Here is a 22,965-nt window from a genome sequence, read left to right on the forward strand (position 1 = left end):
CGGGCCGGCATCACCAGACCAGCAATATCGGCAACGAACAACAGGAGGAAGCATGACGCAGGAAAACCAGCAGGCTGAACCCGAGACGGCTCCGGGCGGCTACGGCACCCCCACGGCCGAGCAGGAGGCGGCAGGCACGCAGGGTGGCCAGCAGTCCGGCGGCGGCGCGTCCACGGCCGGCGCGGACACGAACGAACCGCAGTCGGGCGCGGGCCAGGCTCCCGTCCCGCACGACATGGATCTTCCGTCCAGCGCGGCCGAGATCGACGAGTCCAATGACGATTCCCAGGGGTCGGCGCCGGTGTCCTCGGAGTCGGGCCAGGAAGCGACGGGCCTTCCGGACGGCAGCGGAAACGACCTTCCGAAGGAAGAGTCGCCCAATGACGACGACGAGAGCTTCGACGCCGGATAAAGCCTCCTGACCAAAGGCCCCCGTTTCCGCTGCCCCCGGGCAGTGGAAGCGGGGGCCTTTGCGGTTTCGCCAAGGCGAATACATCCCGTCCCTCGGGGTACGGAACACGCGGAACCCCATCCCGTCGGCAGGCAGCAGCAAGCAGCCTGCGCTGCCGCCGGCACCAACGTCAACGCCAGGAAGGTGGAGTGTGGGCAGGAGATCTTCCGAACAGTGGGCGCGGCCGCAGGACCGGCCGGACAAGGTGGCGGTGGACGTCCTGGTGCCCACCTGCAACCGGCCTGCCGAACTCGCCGTCACCCTCGCGGGACTGGCCGCACAGTCCGAGCCCGCGTTCGCCGTCGTCATCAGCGACCAGTCAGCCGGACAGCCGGCCTGGGACCATCCCGCTGCCGCCGCCATGGTGCGGGTGCTGCAGGCGCAGGGCCGGCCCGTCACGCTGCTGCGGCACCTTCCGCGGCGCGGACTGGCCGAACACCGCCAGTTCCTGCTGGACCAGTCCACCGCGGATCAGTGCCTCTTCCTGGACGACGACGTCTGGCTGGAGCCCGGTGCCGTGGAACGGCTGAGCAAGGCACTGGACCAGCTCCAGTGCGGTTTCGTCGGGATGGCACCGCAGGGCCTGTCCTTCCTGGACGACCGCAGGCCGGAACAGACGGCCTCCTTCCAAGCCTGGGACGGACCGGTGGCTCCGGAGCGCATCCGTCCGGGTGCCCCGGGTTTTGAACGCTGGCCGCTGCACAGCGCCGCCAACCTCAGCCACGTCTGCGCGGAACTGTCGCTGCAGCCCGGCGAGTGGGTGCCCTACCACGTGGCCTGGCTGGGCGGCTGTGTGCTCTACCGCAGGGAGGCGCTGGACGACGCCGGCGGGTTCCGTTTCTGGAGCACGCTCCCTGCAGACCACGCCGGGGAGGACGTGGTGGCGCAGTGGCAGGTGATGGAACGGTACGGCGGGGCCGGGATCCTGCCGTCCGGCGCGGTCCACCTTGAATCGCCCACGACCGTGACGGACCGGCGGGTAGAGGCGTACGACGTGGTCCTGAACGAGGACGCTGTGTGACCAGGCCCTAGTGGCCCTGCGCGGCGTCCAGCGGGTAGGCCACATACGCGAACCGCTTCGAATCCGGCGCCCAGCTGTTGACGTTGAGCGTGCCCTGGCTGCCGAACAGCGGCCAGGTGTGCAGCGGCGCGGTCCAGTCGCCGGTGGAGACAAGGACGACGTCGACCGGCAGGTCTGCGGGGTGGCCCCGGGTTCCAGCGGGAAAGCGCACATAGCTGGCCAGGCGCCCGTCGGGGGACAGGTGCGGGAACCAGTCGACGGTGTCACTGCTGACGAGCCGCTCGAACTGGCTGCCGTCCGGGCGGACCCGGGCAAGCTGGGCATGGCCGGGTGCCGTGGTGAACGACTCCGTGTTGAGGTACAGCCAGTCGCCATCGGGTGAATACTCGGGCCCGTCGCAGTGTCCCCCGCCCACCTCCACGTCCCAGGGCGGGCCTCCGCCAGCGGGGATGGTGCGCAGCCGGCCGGGCCGCGTGAAGTCTCCCGCCGCAATGTCCACGTACGCCAGCCTGCGCCCATACGGACTGACGCCGTGGAGGAAGTGGAAGGATCCGTCGTCGTCCGTGATCCTGGTGGCCCGCCCGCCTGCCAGTCGTGCGCGGTAGATGTGGCCGTCCTCGCCCGAGAGGAAGATGCTGCTGCCGTCAGGGTCCAGGACGTGGTCATTGTTGAGGTCCGGGGCGCCGGTCAGCGGGAGGGGCTCCAGCGAACCGGCCGCTAGGTTGAGCCGCCACAGTTCCCCGTTTCCGTTAAGGATCAGCGCCCGGCCGTCGAGGGTCCAGTTGGGCGCCTCGAGCAGCATGTCCCCGGTGCGGAACACCAGCGAGGATTCGCCGGTGACCGACGCGGTCCACACCTCGCAGCGCTGGCCTGGTTGAAGGGTGCGGACCACGTCAGTTCGTCCTAGTCCTTGCTGCTGAAGGCGGCGTCGAAGCTGGTTTGGGAGGCGGGGAAGTCGTACTTTTTCAGGGCCGCGAGGGCTTCGGGGGCGCCGTGCAGGCGGTCCATGCCGGCGTCCTCCCATTCGATGCTGATGGGCCCGGTGTAGCCGATGGCGGCGAGGGCGCGGAAGGAGGCTTCCCAGGGGACGTCACCGCGTCCGGCGGAGACGAAGTCCCAGCCGCGGCGGGGGTCGCCCCAGGGCAGGTGGGAGCCCAGGACGGTGTTGCGGCCGGTCTGGCGGATCTTGGTGTCCTTGCAGTCCACATGGTAGATCCGGTCCTTGAAGTCCCAGATGAAGGAGACGGGATCGATGCCCTGCCACATCATGTGCGAGGGATCCCAGTTCAGGCCGAACGCTGCCCGGTGCCCGATCGCTTCGAGGGTGCGGACGGTGGTCCAGTAGTCGTAGGCGATCTCGGAGGGGTGGACTTCGTGGGCGAAGCGGACGCCGCATTCGTCGAAGACGTCCAGGATGGGGTTCCAGCGGTCGGCGAAGTCCTGGTAGCCGGCGTCGATGACTTTTTCCGGGACGGGCGGGAACATGGCCACGTATTGCCAGATGGAGGAGCCGGTGAACCCGACGACCGTGTCCACGCCGAGGGCTTTGGCCAGCCGGGCTGTGTGTTTCATTTCCTCGGCGGCGCGTTGGCGGACGCCTTCGGGGTCGCCGTCGCCCCAGACTTTGGAGCCGACGATGGCCTGGTGGCGGAAGTCGATGGGGTCATCGCAGACGGCCTGGCCTTTGAGGTGGTTGGAGATGGCCCAGACCTTGAGGTTGTACTTGTCCAGGATTTCGAGTTTGGACTCGACGTAGCCGGGTTCGTCCCAGCGCCAGGCGTCCAGGTGGTCGCCGGAGACGGCGATTTCCAGGCCGTCGTAGCCCCAGCCGGAGGCCAGGCGGGCGACTTCTTCGAAGGGCAGGTCGGCCCACTGGCCGGTGAACAGGGTGAACGGGCGGGGCATGCAGGGCTCCTTGGAAGACGGGGGTGCTAGTGGCGGACGACGGTGAGGGTGCTCTTGTTGGCGGCGGATTCCTCCACAGCGTCCAGGACGTACTGGACGTTCAGTCCTTCTTCGAACGACGGCGAGGGCTGGTTTCCGTCCCGGATGGCCAGCAGGAAGTCGCGGACCTGGTGCGTGAAGGTGTGTTCCCAGCCGATGATATGGCCCTGCGGCCACCACGCGTCCAGGTACGGGTGCTCCGGCTCGTTGACCAGGATCCGGCGGAAGCCCTGTTCGCGGACCGGGACGGTGGCATCCAGGAAGCCGAGTTCGTTGAGGTTTTCCAGGTCGAACAGGAGGCTGCCCTTGTCCCCGTACACCTCGATCTGCAGCGAGTTCTTCCTGCCGGTGGCCACCCGGGAGACCTCGACTGAGGCGACCGCCCCGGAGGTGAGGGACAGCGTGGCCCAGGCGGCGTCGTCGACCGTGACGTCCTCGATGCCTTCCGTGCCGGGGCGGCGGCCCACGAAGGTGTTCAGCCGGCCGCTGACCTCGGTGACCTGGTCGCCCAGGAGGAACAGGACCTGGTCGATGGCGTGGCTGGCGATGTCCCCCAGCGCGCCGGATCCGGCGGTTTCCTTCCGCAGCCGCCAGGTCATGGGGGCCTGCGCGTCGGCGAGCCAGTCCTGCAGGTACGCGGCGCGGACGTGCCGGACCGTGCCCAGGCGGCCTTCGGCGATGAGCTCCTTCGCCAGTGCCAGTGCCGGGACGCGCCGGTAGTTGAAGCCGGTCATCGACTGCACGCCCTTGGCCCGGGCCTTGGCCGCGGCGGCGGTCATGAGCTCGGCCTCCGCGAGGGTGTTTGCCAGGGGTTTTTCCACCAGGACATGCTTGCCTGCTTCCAGGGCGGCGATGGCGATCTCGGCGTGCATCCACCCCGGGGCGCAGATGTCGACGATGTCGATGTCGTCCCGGGTGATCACCGTGCGCCAGTCGGTGGCTGATTCTGCCCAGCCGTACTTGGCCGCCGCCTCGGCGACGGCGCCGGCGTCCCGGCCCACGAGGACCTTCTGCTCGAAGGCCGGGACGTCGAAGAAGCTGGCCACGTTCCGCCACGCGTTGGAGTGGGCCTTGCCCATGAAGGCGTAACCGATCGCGGCTACACCCAGCGGGCGGGGAGCCGGTTGGGAGGCCGAAGGTTCGGACGGGTGTGCGGGTGTGGTCATGATGCGTTCCTGCGTGCTTCCTGCTGGCTGGACTACGTGCTGGATTTAGAGGGTGGCGGTTTCCGGTGCCCAGTCCTCGGGGAGGGCGGGGGATACCGGGGCCGAGCTTTCGACGTTCACGAATGTGCCCGCATCGATGGACTCGGAGATCGAGACCATGGTGTCCAGGACGTGGTACGCCAGTTCGCCGGTGGCCCTGTGGGCTGTTCCTGCCCGCAGCGAGCGTGCCATGTCCAGCACGCCCATGCCGCGGCCGTTGGCGGGCCCGGTGGCCGGAACGGTGGTCCAGTCCTCGTCGCCGGCGCGCCAGAGCTTGATGTCGCCCGTGAAGTAGTTGGGATCCGGCAGCGAGATGGTGGCTTCGGTCCCGGTGATTTCCACGAATCCCATCCGGGTCCGGGGGGACTCGAAGGAGAAGACGCTGTGTGAGGAGGCGCCGGATTCGAACTGCGCCATCGCGGAGACGTGGGTGGGCACCTCGACGGTGAACTCCTCGCCGGCTTTGGGCCCGGAACCGATCACGCGCACATCCTTGGCCTTGGACCCGACGGCGGCCACCTTGCGGATGGAGCCGAAGGCCTGGACCAGGGTGGTGAGGTAGTACGGGCCCATGTCGAACAGCGGGCCGGCGCCGTGCTGGAAGAGGAACGCGGGGTTGGGGTGCCAGGATTCCGGGCCGGGCGTCTGGAACGTGGTCATCGCCGTCAGCGGCGTTCCGATGTCGCCGCGCTGGATCAGGCGCAGGGCCGTCTGGATGCCGGCCCCGAGGAAGGTGTCCGGGGCGCAGCCAAGGCGGATCCCGGCGGCGTCGGCGGTCTTGAGCAGGCCCAGCCCGGATTCGCGGTCCAGGGAGAACGGCTTTTCCGTCCAGACGTGCTTGCCGGCGTTGACGGCGGCGGTGGCCACCTCCACGTGGGCGGCGGGAATGGTGAGGTTGACGATGATCTCGACGTCGGGGTGGTTCAGGGCCTTGTCCACGCCGCCCCACTCTGGGACGCCGTACTCCTTGGCCCGGGCCTCGGCGGCTTCCTCGAAGAGGTCGGCGATCACGTGGACCTTGAGGTCCGGGAACGCGGTCAGGTTGTCCAGGTACTGCTTGCTGATCACGCCGGCGCCGATGACGCCAACGCCCACCGGCCCGGTGCGGGCCGGCTTGCTTGCGGGGGTGCTCACGCGTTGGCTCCTTCGGCTGCGGTGTTGCTGTCGGTGTCGCTGTTCAGGAAGGCAAGGCTCTGGGCGATGCCATCGAAAATGTCGCCGGCATAGTCATCGAACTCCACCACGCCCACCTCCAGCGACTTTGCTGCGGCGATGACCTCCATCACGGGCACTTTGCCCTGGCCTGCGGGCTGCTGGGCCTTATTGTCCTTGTTCAGGGGGCCGTCCTTGATGTGGATGAACTTCACCCGGTCGCCCAGCCTGGCCAGGAGTTCCACGGGGTCCTGGCCGCCCACGGCTGCCCAGTAGGTGTCCACCTCCAGGACCAGTTCCGGGTCCAGCAGGGATGCGAAGTACTCCAGGGCCGTGCGGCCCTCGATGGTGGACTCCAGTTCCCAGGCGTGGTTGTGGTAGCCCACGCGGATGCCGTATTCAGCACCCTTTTTGGCGGCCGCGTTGAGCTTTTCGGCGGTGGCCTGGATGTCTTCGGCCTTTTGCCAGTGCTCGGCGGGAAGGAAAGGATCAATGACGGTGGTGATGCCCAGTTCCTTGGCCGCCGCGAAGATTTCGTCCTGGTCCTGGCTCATCAGGGGCGCGTGGCCGGACGGCGCGGTGAGGCCGTTCTCCTTCAGGGCGGCGCCGAGTTCCCTGGCGGTGGCCACGAAGTTGTACGGCTCAACCTGGGTGAAGCCGATCTCCGCCACCTTCCTGATGGTCCCCGGAAGATCCTCGGAAATGGCGTTGCGGAGCGTGTAAAGCTGCAGTGAGTAAGACATGGGTTTCCTTAGCGGTTCTGTAGAGGTCGTTGGGGTTGGGGTCAGCGGCCGGCGAGCGAGCCGCCGATGCCGCCCACGCTGAAGTACTTGTTCAAGGTGGCGAAGACGATGACGGGCGGGAGCATCATGACCACGGCCAGGGCCATGACCGAGGTCCAGTCCGTTGCATTCTGCTGGAAGAAGGACTGCACGCCCATGGGAAGGGTGAAGATTTCATTCGAGCGCAGGAACACGATGGCCACCAGGTAGTCGTTCCAGGCCAGGAGGAAGGCGAAGATCGCGGTGGAAAGGACGCCGGGCAGGGAGTTCCGCAGGACCACCTTGGTAAAGGAGCCGAAAACGGAGCACCCGTCGATCCAGGACGCCTCCTCCAGGCTGATCGGGATGGAATCGAAGTAGGCGGCCATCATCCAGGTGGCAACCGTCATGGTGGAGCCGACGTAGATGATGGTCAGGCCCAGGAGGTTGTCCACCAGGCCCATGCCGGCGAACAGGATGAACAGCGGCACCACGGAGGTGATGATGGGCAGCGACTGCATAACGAACAGGAGCAGCGAATATCCGGAAACCGCCTTGCTGCGGCCCCGGGAGAGGACGTAGCCGGCAGGTGCGGCCACGGCCACGGACACCACCACCGTGGAAAGGGTGGTGATCAGGCTGTTCTTCAGCCAGGTGGCGGCCAGGGTCTTGGAGAAGACGTTGCCGAGGTTTTCAAAGGTCAGGCCGGTGGCCGTGCTGTTCGGCCCGGGCGTGAAGGCCAGGAGGATGGTGACCATGATGGGCACCAGCACGATCCCCGTGATGATGAGGATCGCGGCGAACCGCCACCAGCGGCCGCGCTGTCCCGCCTCGGAGAGGACCCTGCGGCGTTTGCCGGCATCGACGCCGAGCGTGGGGCCGGATTCGGGATGGGCGTGGAGTACTGCGCTCATTATTCGACGCTCGACTTTCGGATCTGGCGGTACAGGATAACCGAGATGACCACCAGGGTCATGGTCATGAGGAAGGCGATGGCCACGCCTGGGCCGGTGGCGAAGTCCTGGAACACGGTCCGGTACGCCAGGACCACCAGGGAGGTGGTGGCGTTGACCGGGCCGCCGCCGGTGAGCAGGTAGATGGTGGGGAAGTCGTTGACGCAGAAGATGGTCATCAGGATCCAGCTGATGTAGGTGGAGCGGGCAATCAGCGGCAGGGTGATCTGCGTGAACTGCTGCCAGCGGCTGGCGCCGTCCATGCTGGCTGCCTCGTAAACGGTGGTGTCCACGGAGGCCAGCGCGGCCGAGATCATCATCATCATGAACGGGAAGCTGACCCAGACCTTGAACACCATCACCGTGATGGAAGCAAGGGAGGGGTCGGCCAGGAAGAGCGGGGTGCCCATGCCCAGGTTCCGGAACAGCGACGGGATCAGGCTGTCCGGGGTGGCCACCAGCCAGTTCCATGCGGTGGAGGAGACTACGATGGGCACCACCCACGGCAGGAGCAGCAGGACCTTGAAGGTGCCGCCGGCCGGAATCCTGGTCCGCAGGAGCAGGGCAAGGCCCAGGCCCACGAGCCATGACCCGAAGACGCCCACAATGGTGAACCACAGCGTGAACTGTGCTGCCTTCCAGAAGGCCGGCGACGTCAGGACGGTGGCGAAGTTCTGCGCGCCCACGAAGTTGCCGGTCTGGAGCAGGTCCCCGTCATGCGTGGCCTGGATGGCCGCATAGATCAGCGGGTAGCCGTGGATCAGGACAAGGAGGACCACAGAGGGAAGCAGGAGCCAAAAGAAGGTCCTGGTCGCCTGGGCGGAGAGCTTGCTCTTGCGCTTGCCGGGGGCGGTCCCGGACCCGCCGGGGGCAATCCCGCGGCGGGCCCGGGCCAGGCCGGACTGGGTGGTGGTGCTGGACATGGGCGGTCCGTCCTACTTCTTCAGGACTGATTCGAGGCCGGACTGGAAGGTCTGCAGGGCAGTCTTGGCGTCGGCCTTTCCGGTGATGATGGTCTGGCTGAACTGGTTCAGTGCCTGGCCGCCGTCGAGTGCGGCGAGGTTGGCGTTGAGCCTGCTGCCCTGGGCGGCGAAGGTCTTGGCGATGGGCTGCCAGTCCTTGACGATCTTGACGTTGTTGGGGTCGTTGGCGAACTCGGGAATCTCCGTGATCGACTTGAAGACCGGAAGGGCGGACATCAGCTTCTTCTGCCACAGCTGCTTGAGCTGGCCCAGGTAGTACACCAGGAACTCCTCCGACGCCTCCTGGGACGGGGTGTTGGTGTACATCATGATGTTGTTCGGGAAGACGATCGTTGCCTTGTCGCCGTGCGGACCCTTGATGGGGTCAGCCACCAGCAGGTCGCCCGAGGTATCGCCCACACGCTGCGGAACGTTGACCTGGAACAGGCCGTAGCCTGCCTTGCCGTCCTTCCACTGCGCGGACATGTTGTCCGTGGTGTAGCTGACAGCGGCGGGGTCGACGATGCCGTTGGACACGAGTTCCAGGACGAACTCCATGGCCTCCACGTTGCGGTCGTTCATCAGGTCCAGCTCGCCGTCCTTGTTCCAGACACCGCCGCCGTTGTTGACCATCATCATGATCATGGAGTGGTTGGCGTAGTTGTTGCCCGCGCCTGCGCCGGTGGTGAAGCCGAATGCGCCCACCTTCTTCAGGGCCTTGCCTGCTTCCAGCAGGGACGGCCAGTCCGTGGGGAGGGCAACGTTTGCCTTCTCGAACAGCGACTTGCGGTACCAGAAGACGCGCATGTCCAGCTGCCACGGGACCGCCACGTAGCCCTTGTCCGACTTGAAGGGGTCCAGCACGCCGGGCAGGAAGTCGTTGAACTGGCCATTGGCCTTCAGCTTCTCGATCACCTTGTCCGCGTACGCGATCTGGCCCTGCTGCTCGAACTGGAAGGCTTGGAAGCCCCCGCCGGTGGAGACAGCCGGGCCCGTCTTCGAGGCGATCGCGGAGGAGAAGGTCTGGTAGAAGTTGTTCCACTGGATGATCTGGTACGAGGCCTTGGCGCCGTTGGCTCCGGAGAAACCTTCCGCGATGCCCTTGGCGGCGTCGTTGTAGGCGGGCGTTGCCCACGGCATGTCCCAGAACTTGACCGTTCCGCCCGCGCCGCCTCCGCCGCCCTGCGATGCCGAGCCCCCGCCGCAGGCGGCGAGGAGGGTGCTGCGGCGGCGGCAGCCGTCAGGCCCAGGAAACCGCGCCGGGAGAAGGGGCGGCGCTGTTCGGAAGTTGCGTTCATGATGTGTCCTTTCGGGACCGGCCGGCGCAGTGCGCCGTTGGTGCGGTCCTGCTCATCGTCGAGAGTGGAGGTGGGACTGGACTGCTGTTCAGGTTGCGTATCGGTGGGTCTGGTTACGTGGCAGCGAGGGTTGCGTAGAGGTCGGTCAGCCGGGCGAACCCGGCCAGATCGTCCGGCCGGGTGCCGGCGCCAAGATGGTCCTTCAGGCGCCGCCACGCTGACCGGTGGGCGGATTCGTAAAGCGTGGGAAGCAAAAGTTCGCCATGGGCTCCGGTGACCCGGACTTCGGCCGGCCAGGCGGCGTCCGGATCCGGGACCTGGACGGACACCCCGCCGTCGGCGGTGTAGAGGCGGATGTCGACGGCGGCCGGGCGGGCAGCGGTCAGCACGCCCTGGGCGGTGAAGGGCGCGCCGTTGGCCAGCCTGCCGGCCACCGTGTATCCCGTGGCGTCGCTGCGGAGGAGGCTTACGCCGTCGAGCGGTCCGCTGACGGCCAGCAGCGCGGCGAGGTGTTCGCCCAGGAGCCGCTGCGGGTCGGTGCCGGGGGCCGCCGTCGCAACGCTGTCCAGCAGGGACGCGCTGCCCAGGGCACTGCGCACTGCGTTGCGGGCGTCCGGGGTGCTGCCTTCCGCCACCAGGGCGGGGTTGGAGGCCCAGCGGAGGTCCAGGACGACGGCGGTTCCTGCGGCGTCAACCGCGGCGGCCAGTTCCGTGGTGTCCTCGGGTGCCGGGTTGGCCACCACAACGCCGCGGGCGCCGGCGGCAACGGCGTGAAGGGCTTCGGTGGTCCAGCCGGGTCCGCCTGCGACCACCAGGACGTCGGCCGTGCCCTGCCGGCTCTCCGGAGCCGGGCCGAAGGTTGCAGGCAGTGAGGCCACCGTTTGGGTAACCGCGCCCTCTTCCCGCGCGGCAGGTGATGCCGAGACCGTGTACTGGCCGCTCATGGCGTAACTCCTGCTTTTTCCGCGGCACCGGCATGCCCCGCCCCGGCGCTTGCTGCCGAGGCGTCGGCGATGGCGAGGGCAAAGGTGAGGTCGTCGATCAGGGTTTGTGCGGCGGGTGCCTGGCGGGTTCCCCGGGCAAGCCCGGCAAGTTCACGCCATTCGCCCTCATAACCGTTGTGGCCGTACGGGCCGAACGTGCGGGTATCGCTGCCGTGGCCGCGGGTGAGGGTGGCCACTGCGGAGCCGGCCTGGACATACGACGGTGTGAAGTCGATGTGAAGGGCCGCATCGTCCCCGATGGCCTCGAAGGTCCACTCGGGCTTCCAGGTGCCGTTCATAACGGCACGCAGTTCGATGACGCGGGTTGGGGTGCGCAGCGAAACGGCATAGCCGAACGGGCGGACGTGGAACACCTGGAGGACTTCGAGGTCCGTGAAGTCCGGGGTGAACCGGCGGACCAGCGGCAGGTCGTGGATGGCCAGGCCCATGATCCCGCCCCGGAGTGCGCTCTTGATGACGTCCGGGTCCGAGTAGTCGGGCTGGCCTGCGGCCGGCCGCGTGACGATCTCGGTGGCGAAGTCCTCGAACCGGGCATTGGGCGGCAGGACGATGGAGGAACGGATGGTGTGGACCTGCCCGGGAAGGTCGCCCCAGTTCTGTTCGGTCGCGAGCCAGCCGGGGTCGAAGGTGTGCATGGCCCCGACGACGATTGGGACCCCGGTTTCGGAGCTGACGGCCGAGATGCGGGCGGCTTCCTCGGCGTTCATGGCGAAAGGCTTTTCGCAGAGGACGGCCTTCTTGCCGGCCCTGCAGGCGGCGATGACCTGGTCGGCGTGGAACTGGTGGGGGCTGCAGATTGCCACGACGTCCACGGCGGGATCGTCCAGCAGGGCAGCCATGCTGGTGCCGGCCGTGGCGCCAACGCGGGCCGCCACCGACGAGGCCACGGCGGCATCCACATCCATGATGTGCCGTACTTCCAGGATGTCCTGGAGGCGGGCCAGTGCCGGGAGGTGGATGGCCTGCGTGACGGGCCCGGCGCCGAGGATGCCGACGCCGAGGAGCGGCCGGTCTGCCGGCGCTGCGTGCTGGGACGCTGCTTGCTGGGACAAGGTCAGTTACCTCTTTGTAAGCGGACTCTGGGGGTGTAAGCGGATTACGGTGCCGGAATCAGTGCGGCTGATGTTCACCATCGGATCCGCGAATGTGCCTTGAGTCACAACGTAGAACTACTTTTGACGCACGTCAAGCAAAAGTTGTTTGTTGCGCGTCATTCTTCTGATTGGTGACAGCAGAAAGTAAGAGTGTTATGACTTAGACATGACTTCAGTGACAGGTAAGCAGGCCGGAAAAGAGTCCGATGTCGGCAGCCTGTCGCGCGCCGGGGACCTCTTCCAGCTGCTGCGTGACGGCAGGGCCCGCACCCGCGCCGAGCTTGCGCTGAGCACGGGTCTGGCCCGCTCAACCGTCGCCTCGCGGATCGATGCGCTGATGCTGTCCGGCCTGGTGGGTCCCGCGGGTGAGGCGCTCTCCAGCGGCGGCAGGCCGCCGTCGCGCTTTGCCTTCAACCCGTCAGCCCGCCTGGTGCTGGCCGTGGACGTGGGCGCCACGCACGTCATCGTTGCGGTGACGGATCTCGGCGGAAACATCCTGGCCGAACACCGGCTGGCGCAGCAGGTGGCCGACGGGCCGGAAGCCGTGCTGGACCAGGTGGTGGCGCAGGGCAAGGAACTGCTGGCGTCCACCGGACGGACCGTTGCGGAACTGGCCGGGATCGGCATCGGGCTGCCCGGGCCCGTGGAACATGACACCGGCAAGCCCGTCAAGCCGCCCATCATGCCGGGCTGGGACGGGTTCGACGTGGTCAGCTACGTCCAGCGGTCCCTGCCCGTCCACGTGCTGGTGGACAATGACGTGAACATCATGGCGCTGGGGGAGCAGTCCGCGCACTGGCCCGAACACAACAACTTCTTCTTCGTGAAGGTGGCCACCGGCATCGGCTCCGGCATCATCAGCAACGGGGAACTGCAGCGTGGCGCGAACGGCACGGCAGGCGACCTGGGCCACGTCCAGGTGGCCCGCGGCGCGGATGTCCTGTGTGCCTGTGGAAACTATGGGTGCCTGGAGGCGCTGGCGTCCGGTCCCGCCGTCGTGCGCTCCCTCCGGGACCAGGGACTGGACGTGGCAAAGGGCTCGGACGTGCTCCGGCTCGCCGCCGACGGCAACCTGCAGGCCATCCAGGCGCTGCGCCAGGCCGGCCGGGACATCGGCGAGGTGCTGGCCACCGTGGTGAACCTGCTCAATCCGTCCGTGATTGTGGTGGGCGGCAGCGTTGGCGAGACGGGCGAGCACCTGGTGGCCGGCATCCGCGAGGTGGTGTACCGGCGCTCCCCGCCGCTGGCCACCTCGCACCTGCGCATCAACGGCTCCCGCGCCGGGAGCCAGGCGGCAGTCCTTGGCGCAAGCAAACTGGTCACCCAGTACGTCCTCTCGCCGGCCGTCATCGAAGCCACGCTGGCAGGCGCCATCGCCGGGTAAAGCCGGGAATCCCCGGCCTACCCGGCGTGGGCTCTACGCCTCCGCCTCCGGCTCGGGCGCTTCGGCCAGGATCAGTGCCGTGCCGCCGTACGCGGGCAGCTCCAGGAAGAAGCTGTGCAGGTCATCCACCTGCCCCACCGTCTCGCCGCTGAACAGATCCTTGACGTTGGCGCCGGACGGCAGCTCGTTGGACTGGATGCTGCCGGCGATGTCCTGCCCGGAGAAGTTGAGCGCCGTGACCTGCAGGCTGCCGTCCTTCAGCCGGTTGACCAGCACCAGTGCGCTGCGGTTGGAAACGTCCGGGACGTCGAGCAGGGTGCCGGTGGCGATCCCGTTCTCTTCCCGCACGGCGAGGATCCGCTGCAGCCGGCGCGCGAACGAGTCGGGGTCCTTGAGCTGTTCGGGCAGCGGCCCGTACAGGCTGCGGGCCCGGGGCATCCCGGCCGACGAGGTGGTGGCGTCCGGACTGGTTCCCATGAGGTCGTGGGCGCCGCGGTTGATCCAGCGGGTATCGCCCTGCGAGGTGAGCTCGCGGACGCTGCTCCGGTCCAGGGCCAGGATGCCCGTGAGGTCCCAGCCGGAAAGGGCAAAGACGCCCGGCTGCAGGGCGTTGTACATGGCCAGGAGCAGGTGGACGTCCCGGATCTGGGCTTCCTGCTCCGGGGTGGTGGTGGACGGGTCCTTGATGCCCAGGGCCGCCATGATGAAGCTCACCGAGGTGCAGGCAATGCCGTTGGTGGTGAAGACGGCGTTGTAGGGCCCGTTTTCGCCGGTGAGCCGTTCCCGCAGGGTCTGCTGGATCTGTTCAGCCAGCTGCGCCCCGGTGAGTTCCTCGCCGTTGAGCTCGAACATCTCGTCCCGGTGCCCGGCGGCGAAGTGCAGGAGCTCGTAAGTGAGTTCGTCATGGTTCTGCAGGGCATGCACCAGCGACGCCTGGTCCACGCCGATTTCCAGCGACAGCCGGAGGGTCAGCCGCAGGAACTCGGTGTCGGCCGTGACCAGGGAGTAGTGGTACGCAGGCCGGGTGATGAAGTCGTAGGACAGGTCGGGGCCGGCATCGGAGGTTGCCTTGATGTCGTCGATGGTCAGGTTCAGTTCCTGGAAGGAGAACCCGCCCACCTTCCGGATCATGGAGCCGATGAGCTGGTTGGCTGCCTCGGACAGTGGGTGCCCCTCGGACCAGCCGGGTTGTTCTTCGGCGCTCTTCTCCACGCCCAGGAAGCCGTTGGCGTCCAGGCGCAGCGCCCCCGTGCCCAGGTCCACCAGCGAATGCAGGGCATCGCCCACCACCAGGCGCATTCCGGCGAAGGTGGGGTCCAGCCAGTTGATGGAGGGCTGGCCGGCCTTGAAGTAGTGCAGGTAGACCCAGCGGCGGGTCTTGCCGGTGGTATCCACGATGGGCCGCGTGGCGCTCCAGTTGGTTTCCTTCACCCCGGGTTCGTAGAAGATGACCCGCTGCAGCCTGCCGATGATGTAGCCGGCCTTCTGCAGCGCCTGCTCGGAGTCGGGGCTGAGGTTGACCGAGTCCGCCCCCTCCGGGACGTCCGGGAGCAGGTTCCAGTCCTCCTCCGGAATATCGATCATGTGGTAGATGCCGGGGTAGTCCCGGAAGTTCATTTCGGCCAGGCGGAAGTCCGCGCCCTTGCCGGTGTGGCCCGGGACGATGTCGTCGATGACGGTGCCGTCGTGCTCGGCGGCCACCTCGCACATCCGCCGGAACTCATCCTCGGTGCCGAAAACAGGGTCGATCGCCATGCTGATGCGGTCGAAGTGCCCGTCCACGCTGGGCGTGTGGGACCAGCCGCTGATGCCGCCGGCGAGCTTCACGGGCCCGGTGTGGATTCCGCGGATACCGATTTCGCGGAACGCCTTCCACATGGCCGGATCGCCCAGCGCCGAAAGGAATGACTGGCCGGACGGGGTGATGAAGGACAGCGGGTAGGCGGTGAACCACACGGAGGCGCGTTCGACGGCGGCCCGCGGGTTGGGATGGGCGTACGAGTTCTGCCACATGCTGGCCTGGCCGGACAGCTGCCGGGCCAGCGTGTTCGCGTCCCCGAGCATCGCCTGGTTGCGGAGCCAGTCCACGTACGCCGCGTTCCGCCCGTCGAACTCAAAGGACGGCCTGCTGCCGACGAACTGGCGCCGGCGCGCGATGGGCCGCAGCGCCTTTGGCCTGGCCGCGAAGAACTGCTCGTCGAAATTGACGTCCAGTTCCGTTGACGGCTCCGCAGCGCCCGCTTCCACTTCCCCGATGGGGGCGGCTGCATCCGCTTCCGAAGTGTTCCCGCTGGTGCCCGGCTCAGGCATAAGCTCCTCTTTCCATTGCTCGTTTCCGTGCTGGCATGGATGCTCCAAGACCCCTTGCCCAAGGAAACGTACCCCGGGCAACAGGGAGTATTCGGCGTTCCCTCTCCCGATGCTACTGCTCAGCGGAGCCGGTGGAGGGGACGCCGGCGTGCCGTCCGTCCCCAACCAGACGAAACCCCCTTGTTTCGCCAACTTTGCCCACTATGGCGGCCAGCGGTCGTATTCTTAGAGCAAGGTTTTGCAGTGGGCCCGGTGCGCTGATAGCAGGGCTGGAGCATGGCCGCTGAACCCACGGGGCAGGTTGGCTGGGGACCGCTTCCAGTTACCCCGGAGCCGGTTTTCGACAGCAAGGACGTTGAAGACTACCTCCGGGACGTCACCCGCGACTTCATGGCGGGTATCAAAGGTGAGCGCCGCAGCATCAGCTGGGCGGCCACCCTCTTCCGCCTGGGCACGGCGCGGACCATCGCAGCCAGTACGGAGCAGGCACGCGAAGCGGACCGGGAGCAATGCTCGTTCGCTGACGGACCGGTCATGGAAGCCATGCGCACCGCAGAATTCGTCCTGGTGTCGGACCTGAGCCGGGACCGCCGCTGGCCGGGGTATTCCAGCGCTGCCGCGGCCCATGGGGTGCAGTCCCTGCTCTCCGTCCCCATCCTCACCGAAGGCGGGACCAGTGCCGCCATCAATCTTTACGCGCCTTTCCCGCACGCCTTCACCAGCGATGACCTGGTGCGCAGCCAAAGCTATGCCCGTGAGGTGGCGCGGGCCATGCATGTTGTGGTCCGGGTGGCCGAACGCGCGGAAACGACGGCGGGTCTCGCCGTCGTCCAAAGCTCCCTGGTCCTGGTGGACCTCGCCGTGCGCAGCCTGATGAACGAATACGGACTCACCCGGGAGGGTGCGCTGCGGTTCCTGCAGACGCAGGCGCTGCACCACGAGCTGGATCTCCGGGACGTGGCATTGAACGTTGTGGCCCCCGCAGGGATGGACCTCGGGGTTGGGCAGCCGTCGGGGCTGCGGCAGGAAACGTACGACGGCGTGGCGGAGCTCCCGCGGCCGTCGCCGGCGGGGCGGGACTTTCCAACCGGAAGGTCGGCCCGCAAGGACGCTGCGGCGGGGACGGAACCCCCGCCTGCTGCGGAAGGGAGGACGGCATGACTATCGGGAAACAGGAACTGCGCTCCATCACGGAAGGACCGGGCAGGCACCCCTGGCACCGGTTCGTCGCCCTGGGGGACTCTTACACCGAAGGGATCGGCGATCCCGAGCCGCACAGCCTGGGCGGCCTCCGGGGCTGGGCTGACCGCGTGGCGGAGGAACTGGCGGACAGCCAGCCGGACTTCGCCTATGCCAACCTGGCCATCCGCGGCATGCTGCTGCGGCAAATCCTCGACGGGCAGCTGGCACCGGCCCTGGCGTTGAAGCCCGACCTGATTGCCATGTCCGGCGGTGGCAACGACATCGTGTTCCGCCACGGCGACCCGGACAAGCTGGCGGAAAAGATCGACGAGGCCGTGGGTATCCTGGCTGACACGGGCGCCACCATCCTGCTGTATGCAGGTCCCGATTGGGGGAACACGCCGGTCTTCGGCAAGATCCGCGGCCGCGTGGCGGTCTACAACGAACACCTCCACAGGATCGGTGCCCGGCACCACGCCATCATGGTTGACCTTTGGTGCCTGCCGGAGCTGCAGCATGCTCTGATGTGGGACCCGGACCGGCTGCACCTGTCCCCGCTGGGCCACCATTCCGTAGCGGTGGCCACCCTCAACGCCCTGGGCGTACCGCATACGCTCAGGCCGCTGCAGCCGCGGCCGCTTCCCGCGCACGGCTGGACGCAGGCCCGGGCCGAAGACCTGGTCTGGGCCAGGCAGTACTTTGTGCCGTGGGTGCTGAAGCGGATGCGGCCCCACCAGGTCAGCGGGTTGGCGGCCAAGCGGCCGCAGCCGGTCCCGGTGTTCGGCCTTGGCCGTCCCGGTCCCTTCCCGCCCGGACATCCCGCGGCCAGGACCTCCGGACCGGGTTATGACGGACAGCCTGGAGTGGACCCCGGGGTGGAAACCGGCAGGGTGGCTTAGCGCTTCCTGGGGGAGCGCTTGGCCGCGGCCTTCATCGCGGCCTTCGCTGCCGGAGGCAGTACGCCCTGCTCGGTTTCGGGTTCGGCCACCGTTCCGCGCGCCTTCGCGACGGCCTTCATGCCGTGGTAGATCACCAGGGCGGCAGCAGAACCCAGGGCGATGCCGGTGAACTTCAGGTCGCCAATGGTCCAGGTGTAGTCCGCGATGCCGATGATCAGGGCCACTGCGGCAGTGGTCAGGTTGACCGGGTTGGAGAAGTTCACCTTGTTCTGGACCCAGATCTTCACGCCCAGGATGCCGATCATGCCGTACAGCATCGTGGCGGCGCCGCCCAGCACGCCTGCCGGGACGGTGGCGATCAGTTCGCCGAACTTCGGCGAGAAGCTGAGCAGGATGGCGAACATGCCCGCTACCCAGTAGGCCGCCGTCGAATACACCTTGGTGGCCGCCATGACGCCGATGTTCTCCGCGTACGTGGTGGTGCCCGATCCGCCGCCCAGGCCGGCCAGCACGGTGGCAGCACCATCTGCCATCAGCGCGCGTCCGGAGACGCCGTCGAGGTTCTGTCCTGTCATGGCGGCAACGGACTTCACGTGGCCGATGTTCTCTGCCACCAGCACCAGGACCACCGGGACGAACAGGCCCAGGACGCCGATGTGGAACTCGGGGGTCTGGAAATGCGGCAGCCCAACCCAGGCTGCGGCGTCCATCTTGTCGTACTTCACCTCGCCGCGGAGCATGGCCACCAGGTAGCCCACCACAACGCCAACCAGGATGCTGAGCCGGCCCAGGATTCCGCGGAACAGGACGCTGACCAGGATGATGGTAACCAGTGTGATGAGGGCCGTAATCGGGGCGGCGTCGAAGTTCTGCTTGGCGGCGGGGGCAAGGTTCAGGCCGATCAGTGCCACGATGGCACCCGTGACGATGGGCGGCATCAACCGGTTGATCCAGCCGGCGCCGAACTTCTGCACCACGGCCCCCACCAGGGCCAGGGTGACGCCGGCAAGCACCACGCCGCCCAGGGCGCCGGGGATGCCGAACTGCGCCTGCGAGGCGGTGATGGGTGCAATGAAGGCAAAGCTTGAACCCAGGTAGCTGGGCACCCGGCCCTTGGTGACCACCAGGAACAGCAGCGTGCCGATCCCCGAAAAGAACAGCGTGGTGGCGGGCGGCATCCCGGTGATGATGGGAACCAGGAAGGTGGCGCCGAACATGGCCACCACGTGCTGCATGCCCACGCCGATGGTCAGGGGCCACGCCAGCCGCTCATCCGGGGCCACCACCTGGCCGGGCTTGATGGTTTTGCCGGTGCCGTGCAGCTTCCATTTGATTCCGAGCATGCTCATGGGAAGGAAAGCCTTTCAGGGGGTGCCGCGAGGGGGCGAAGATCAACTCGCTCCAGAATACCGCCAAGTGTTTGTGCGGGCCCGCTGTGGCCAAGGTCACCCGGCGTCACGGGAAGAGGAGGAAAGCAGTTGAAGTTGCAACTATGGAAAGCATCAGAGGCCACCCCGGCAGGCGGGCGGCGCAGCGAAAGGTAAGCCAATGACCATTGCCCACGAAGAAGCGGTTATCGATTCGGCAGCCGTGGACGCCATCTTCGCCCAGGCCCGCACCGCCAACTCCTTCACCGGCGAGGTGACCGAGGAGCAGGCCCAGGCCATCTACGAGCTCACCAAGTTCGGCCCCACCGCGTTCAACTCCCAGCCGCTGCGCGTCACCTATGTCCGCTCGCCCGAGGCCCGCGCCACCCTGGTGGATGCCCTGTCCCGCGGCAACCAGGCCAAGACGGCTTCCGCCCCGCTGGTGGCCATCCTCAGCTACGACACCGACTGGGCCGGCAAGTGGGACGACTTCCTCCCCGGCTACAACGCCCCCAAGGCCATGTACGACGCCGACCCGCAGCTCGCCGCAGCCACGGGCAACAACAATGCCCACCTGCAGGCCGGCTACTTCATCCTGGCCGTCCGTTCGCTCGGTTTCGCCGCCGGCCCCATGACCGGCGCTGACTTCAACGCCATCGACGCCGCCTTCTTCCCGGCCGGCGACCAGAAGAGCTTCCTGGTGGTCAACATCGGCCAGCCGGGCGAGGACGCCTGGGGCGAGGCAAAGCCCAAATTCTCCTACGACGAGGCTGTCCGCACCGTCTGACGCCCCATCACTTCCTGCGTCTTTTCTCCAAACGCCCCATCACCTGGTGATGGGGCGTTTGGGTTTTTGGGCGGGATGTGATGGGGCGTTTAGAGGCGTGGAGGTGGGCCGGTGGGAGACTGGGCGTATGCCGATGCGGAACCTCATTTTTGTGGCCTTCGTGGAACCGGTGGCGGACGGCCAGGTTTTTCTGCGGACGGAGTGGCCGCTGCACGTCACCCTGGTGAGGTTCGACGCCGCCGCCACGGACGGTGCCGACGCCGCCCAAAGCATCGCCGCGCTTGCAGATGGGCCGGCCAACGCAGCGCTTGGCGCGGAGCTGACCGTGGGGGAGGACGCCGCCTTTGGCCGCAACGGGTCCGTCCCCGTCAACCTGGTGGAGCCGCACCCCGCCCTGCAGGAGCTGCATGAGCGGCTGGTGCAGGTGGTGGTGGACGCGGGCGGCAGGATCCTCACGCCGCGCCACACGTTGTCCGGCTACCGGCCGCACGTCTCCCACCAGGCCACCCCAGGCCCGGACGCCAAGCGCCTCCACCGGGGCGACGCCGTCGTGCTTGACCGCGTGGCTTTGGTGGACATGGCGCCCGGCGGCGACCACGCCATCAGGCGCATCCTCCGGTTGTGGAGCCAGGAACCTTCGCAGTACTAGGCGATGACGCTGTCCACCAGCGCCTTGGCCTCCGCCTGCACCTGCTTCAGGTGTTCCTCGCCCTTGAAGGACTCGGCGTAGATCTTGTACACGTCCTCCGTGCCGGACGGGCGGGCAGCGAACCAGGCGTTTTCGGTGACCACCTTCAGACCGCCGATGGGTGCGCCGTTCCCTGGCGCCTCGGTGAGCTTGGCGGTGATCGTCTCGCCCGCCAGTTCCGTGGCGGTAACGTCCGACGGCGACAGCTTGCCGAGTGCAGCCTTCTGCTCGCGGGTGGCGGCGGCGTCGATCCGGGCGTAGACGGGGGCGCCGAACTGGTCCGTCAGCCCCTTGTACAGCTGGGACGGGGAGCTGCCGGTGACCGCGGTGATCTCCGAGGCCAGCAGTGCCAGCAGGATGCCGTCCTTGTCCGTGGTCCAGACGCTGCCGTCCAGCTTGTTGAAGGAGGCACCGGCGGATTCCTCGCCACCGAACGCCCCTTCACCCGAGAGCAGGCCGGGAACGAACCACTTGAAGCCAACAGGCACCTCAACGAGCTTGCGGCCCAGGCTCTCGGCCACGCGGTCGATGATGGAGGAGGACACCAGCGTCTTGCCGATCACCGAGGCGGGGTTCCAGCCGCTGCGGTTGCGGTAGAGGTAGTCGATAGCGACGGCCAGGTAGTGGTTGGGGTTCATCAGCCCGCCGTCCGGGGTGACGATGCCATGGCGGTCGGCGTCGGCGTCGTTGCCCGTGGCCACGTCGAATGCGGGCTGGCCGGAGGCGGCGGCGTCGGACATCCGCTGGATCAGCGACGCCATGGCCGACGGCGAAGAGCAGTCCATGCGGATCTTCTCGTCCCAGTCCAGGGTCATGAAGGCCCACTGCGGGTCCACCGTGGGGTTTACCACGGTCAGGTCCAGGTGGTGGCGCTCGCCGATCTCGCCCCAGTAGTCCACGGACGCGCCGCCCATGGGATCGGCACCGATCCGGACTCCGGCATTGCGGATGGCATCCAGGTTCAGGACGGACGGAAGGTCGTCCACGTAGCTGCTCAGGAAGTCGAACTTGCCGGTGGTGTCTGCGGCCTGGGCGTCCGCCAGCGGGATCCGCTTCACGCCGCGCAGCCCGTTCTCCAGCAGCTCGTTGGCGCGGTTGGCGATCCAGCCGGTGGCATCCGAGTCCGCCGGGCCGCCGTGCGGGGGTTGTACTTGAAGCCGCCGTCGCCGGGCGGGTTGTGGCTGGGGGTCACCACGATGCCGTCGGCCTGCGGGGCGCCCGGTGCGGCTTTCCGGTTGTAGGTCAGGATGGCGTGGCTCAGCGCCGGGGTGGGGGTGTAGCCGTGCCTGGCGTCGACGAGGACCTGGACGCCGTTCGCGGCGAGCACCTCCAGCGCGGAGTTCTGCGCGGGCTCGCTCAGTGCGTGGGTGTCCTTGGCCAGGAACAGCGGGCCGGTGACGCCCTGCGCAGCCCGGTATTCCACGATTGCCTGCGTGATGGCAACGATGTGCTGTTCATTGAACGAGGCCTTGAGGCTGGAGCCCCGGTGCCCGGAGGTGCCAAAGACGACGCGCTGGCCGGGATCACCCAGGTCCGGCGCAACGTCGTAATACGCGTCAAGAAGCGCAGTGATGTCAACAAGGTCCTGGGGTTGGGCAACTGTACCCGCGCGGCTAGCCATGGCTCCAGCATGCCAGAACCTGGCAGGAGTCCAAACGACCCGCCCATAATCCGGACCCTGTGACGCGCAATGTGCTCGTCAAACCAAGTAGTCCACCTGAGTACCCGGCCCGGAAAGTACCTATATACCGGCCCTTTGACGCCCTGCTACCTTTCAAAAAATTCCAGGAAACAAGGGAAAGGGACGGACGACGGCGGGCCGCCGCCGGAGTCCTGTCCGGCTAGGAAACGGGGACGTCCAATGGGGGCAGGAGACGGGGCAGCGGAGCAGTCCAGGCTGGCTGCCGAGCGCGTTGCGAGGCTGAAGCGCCAACTCGACCAGGCCGAACGTTCCACGAAGGCGTGGGATGCCGGCGCCGCAGGGGAGCGGGTGGTGGCCGACAAGCTCAGCGAACTGGTCCCGCGCGGCTGGTACGTCCTCCACGATGTCCACTGGCCCGGCCGGCCCAAAGCGAACCTTGACCACGTCCTGGTGGGCCCCGGCGGCGTGGTGGTGATCGACTCGAAGAACTGGACCGGTGAGGTGCGGGTGGCTTCCGGGGTGCTGTGGCAGGGCCGCTTTGCGCGGACCCAGGCAGTGGAAGGGGCCCTGGCCCAGTGTGCTGCCGTGGCCTCGGTGCTGACTCCGCCGCACCGCCGCCTGGTGCGTCCACTCATCTGCATGTCCGCGCAGCCCGACCTTTTCGGGGTGACTGAATCCGACGTTGCCGTGGCCGGTTCCCATCGGGTGGTGGGAGCCATCGAAGCGCTGCCGGCCGTGCTCGACCAGCAAACAGTGGTGGGCCTGTACGCGCACCTGGGCCAGCAGCTCACCCATGAACAGGAACCAGGCATCACCGCTTTTCGCAGCGTGCGGCCGGGAACCGTGGTGCGCCCGGCGGGA

Annotated in this window: 19 protein-coding genes and 2 pseudogenes; 8 read left to right on the forward strand and 13 right to left on the reverse strand. The window is 67.5% G+C overall.

The window, feature by feature from the left end:
* Positions 1–52: 52 nt before the first annotated feature.
* Together OUO20_RS18705 and OUO20_RS18710 are read left to right on the forward strand one after the other, a co-directional pair.
* Positions 53–412 carry a hypothetical protein gene (locus OUO20_RS18705; protein WP_056388472.1) on the forward strand — a complete coding sequence of 120 codons (360 nt, stop codon included), beginning with the start codon at positions 53–55 and terminating at the stop codon, positions 410–412.
* Between the two features lie 190 nt (positions 413–602).
* Positions 603–1,472, forward strand: coding sequence for a glycosyltransferase (locus OUO20_RS18710; protein WP_223993348.1), 870 nt, complete (start codon positions 603–605; stop codon positions 1,470–1,472).
* A gap of 7 nt (positions 1,473–1,479) precedes the next feature.
* On the opposite strand, the gene OUO20_RS18715 is transcribed toward OUO20_RS18710, so the two are convergent.
* From OUO20_RS18715 to OUO20_RS18760, 10 genes are all read right to left on the reverse strand, one after another.
* Complete coding sequence (locus OUO20_RS18715) at positions 1,480–2,364, reverse strand: TolB family protein (RefSeq protein ID WP_268002406.1); 885 nt, start codon at positions 2,362–2,364, stop codon at positions 1,480–1,482.
* 11 nt (positions 2,365–2,375) lie between these two features.
* Positions 2,376–3,377 carry a sugar phosphate isomerase/epimerase family protein gene (locus tag OUO20_RS18720; protein WP_268002407.1) on the reverse strand — a complete coding sequence of 334 codons (1,002 nt, stop codon included), beginning with the start codon at positions 3,375–3,377 and terminating at the stop codon, positions 2,376–2,378.
* A gap of 26 nt (positions 3,378–3,403) precedes the next feature.
* Positions 3,404–4,582 (reverse strand): Gfo/Idh/MocA family protein, encoded by a 1,179-nt coding sequence (locus OUO20_RS18725; RefSeq protein ID WP_268002408.1) that lies wholly within the window; start codon positions 4,580–4,582, stop codon positions 3,404–3,406.
* Positions 4,583–4,627: 45 nt separating this feature from the next.
* Positions 4,628–5,755, reverse strand: coding sequence for a Gfo/Idh/MocA family protein (locus OUO20_RS18730; RefSeq protein WP_018770305.1), 1,128 nt, complete (start codon positions 5,753–5,755; stop codon positions 4,628–4,630).
* Positions 5,752–6,516: a sugar phosphate isomerase/epimerase family protein gene (locus tag OUO20_RS18735; protein ID WP_056388462.1), complete on the reverse strand. Its 765-nt coding sequence runs from the start codon at positions 6,514–6,516 to the stop codon at positions 5,752–5,754. The genes OUO20_RS18730 and OUO20_RS18735 overlap by 4 nt, the downstream gene beginning before the upstream one ends.
* A gap of 41 nt (positions 6,517–6,557) precedes the next feature.
* Positions 6,558–7,448 carry a carbohydrate ABC transporter permease gene (locus tag OUO20_RS18740; RefSeq protein WP_018770303.1) on the reverse strand — a complete coding sequence of 297 codons (891 nt, stop codon included), beginning with the start codon at positions 7,446–7,448 and terminating at the stop codon, positions 6,558–6,560.
* On the reverse strand, positions 7,448–8,410 hold the full coding sequence (locus OUO20_RS18745) for a carbohydrate ABC transporter permease (RefSeq protein WP_018770302.1): 963 nt from the start codon (positions 8,408–8,410) through the stop codon (positions 7,448–7,450). The genes OUO20_RS18740 and OUO20_RS18745 overlap by 1 nt, the downstream gene beginning before the upstream one ends.
* Before the next feature lie 12 nt (positions 8,411–8,422).
* Positions 8,423–9,589 (reverse strand): ABC transporter substrate-binding protein, encoded by a 1,167-nt coding sequence (locus tag OUO20_RS18750; protein WP_268002409.1) that lies wholly within the window; start codon positions 9,587–9,589, stop codon positions 8,423–8,425.
* A 271-nt stretch (positions 9,590–9,860) separates the two neighbouring features.
* Entirely contained in the window at positions 9,861–10,691 is an 831-nt protein-coding gene (locus OUO20_RS18755; RefSeq protein ID WP_268002410.1) for a hypothetical protein, read from the reverse strand.
* The gene (locus OUO20_RS18760) at positions 10,688–11,803 is read right to left on the reverse strand and encodes a Gfo/Idh/MocA family protein (protein WP_268002411.1); all 1,116 of its coding nucleotides are present in this window, start codon (positions 11,801–11,803) and stop codon (positions 10,688–10,690) included. The genes OUO20_RS18755 and OUO20_RS18760 overlap by 4 nt, the downstream gene beginning before the upstream one ends.
* Positions 11,804–12,011: 208 nt before the next feature.
* Between OUO20_RS18760 and OUO20_RS18765 the strand changes: the two genes are divergently transcribed.
* Positions 12,012–13,229, forward strand: a complete 1,218-nt coding sequence (locus tag OUO20_RS18765) for an ROK family transcriptional regulator (protein ID WP_018770298.1) — start codon at positions 12,012–12,014, stop codon at positions 13,227–13,229.
* A gap of 33 nt (positions 13,230–13,262) precedes the next feature.
* Here OUO20_RS18765 and treS read toward each other — a convergent pair whose 3' ends face one another.
* Entirely contained in the window at positions 13,263–15,539 is a 2,277-nt protein-coding gene (gene treS / locus OUO20_RS18770; protein WP_268002412.1) for a maltose alpha-D-glucosyltransferase, read from the reverse strand.
* A gap of 276 nt (positions 15,540–15,815) precedes the next feature.
* On the opposite strand from treS, the gene OUO20_RS18775 reads away from it, so the two are divergent.
* Together OUO20_RS18775 and OUO20_RS18780 are read left to right on the forward strand one after the other, a co-directional pair.
* Positions 15,816–16,700, forward strand: coding sequence for a GAF domain-containing protein (locus tag OUO20_RS18775; RefSeq protein WP_018770296.1), 885 nt, complete (start codon positions 15,816–15,818; stop codon positions 16,698–16,700).
* Positions 16,697–17,620 (forward strand): SGNH/GDSL hydrolase family protein, encoded by a 924-nt coding sequence (locus OUO20_RS18780; RefSeq protein WP_268002413.1) that lies wholly within the window; start codon positions 16,697–16,699, stop codon positions 17,618–17,620. Before OUO20_RS18775 ends, OUO20_RS18780 begins: the two co-directional genes overlap by 4 nt.
* On the opposite strand, the gene OUO20_RS18785 is transcribed toward OUO20_RS18780, so the two are convergent.
* Positions 17,617–18,969 (reverse strand): uracil-xanthine permease family protein, encoded by a 1,353-nt coding sequence (locus OUO20_RS18785; protein ID WP_056388450.1) that lies wholly within the window; start codon positions 18,967–18,969, stop codon positions 17,617–17,619. The genes OUO20_RS18780 and OUO20_RS18785 overlap by 4 nt on opposite strands.
* 199 nt (positions 18,970–19,168) lie before the next feature.
* Here OUO20_RS18785 and OUO20_RS18790 point away from each other — a divergent pair, with 199 nt between their 5' ends.
* Together OUO20_RS18790 and OUO20_RS18795 are read left to right on the forward strand one after the other, a co-directional pair.
* Complete coding sequence (locus OUO20_RS18790; RefSeq protein WP_223993360.1) at positions 19,169–19,774, forward strand: malonic semialdehyde reductase; 606 nt, start codon at positions 19,169–19,171, stop codon at positions 19,772–19,774.
* Positions 19,775–19,907: 133 nt separating this feature from the next.
* Positions 19,908–20,423, forward strand: coding sequence for a 2'-5' RNA ligase family protein (locus OUO20_RS18795; protein ID WP_223995344.1), 516 nt, complete (start codon positions 19,908–19,910; stop codon positions 20,421–20,423).
* Here the strand turns inward: OUO20_RS18795 and pgm are convergent.
* Positions 20,420–22,083 (reverse strand): annotated as a pseudogene (pgm, locus tag OUO20_RS18800) (phosphoglucomutase (alpha-D-glucose-1,6-bisphosphate-dependent)). The gene OUO20_RS18795 and the pseudogene pgm overlap by 4 nt on opposite strands.
* A gap of 240 nt (positions 22,084–22,323) precedes the next feature.
* On the opposite strand from pgm, the pseudogene OUO20_RS18805 reads away from it, so the two are divergent.
* Positions 22,324–22,686 (forward strand): annotated as a pseudogene (locus tag OUO20_RS18805) (nuclease-related domain-containing protein); the annotation flags it as partial.
* Positions 22,687–22,965: the final 279 nt, after the last annotated feature.

The organism is Arthrobacter sp. FX8 (genome assembly GCF_026723805.1).
Lineage (GTDB): Bacteria > Actinomycetota > Actinomycetes > Actinomycetales > Micrococcaceae > Arthrobacter.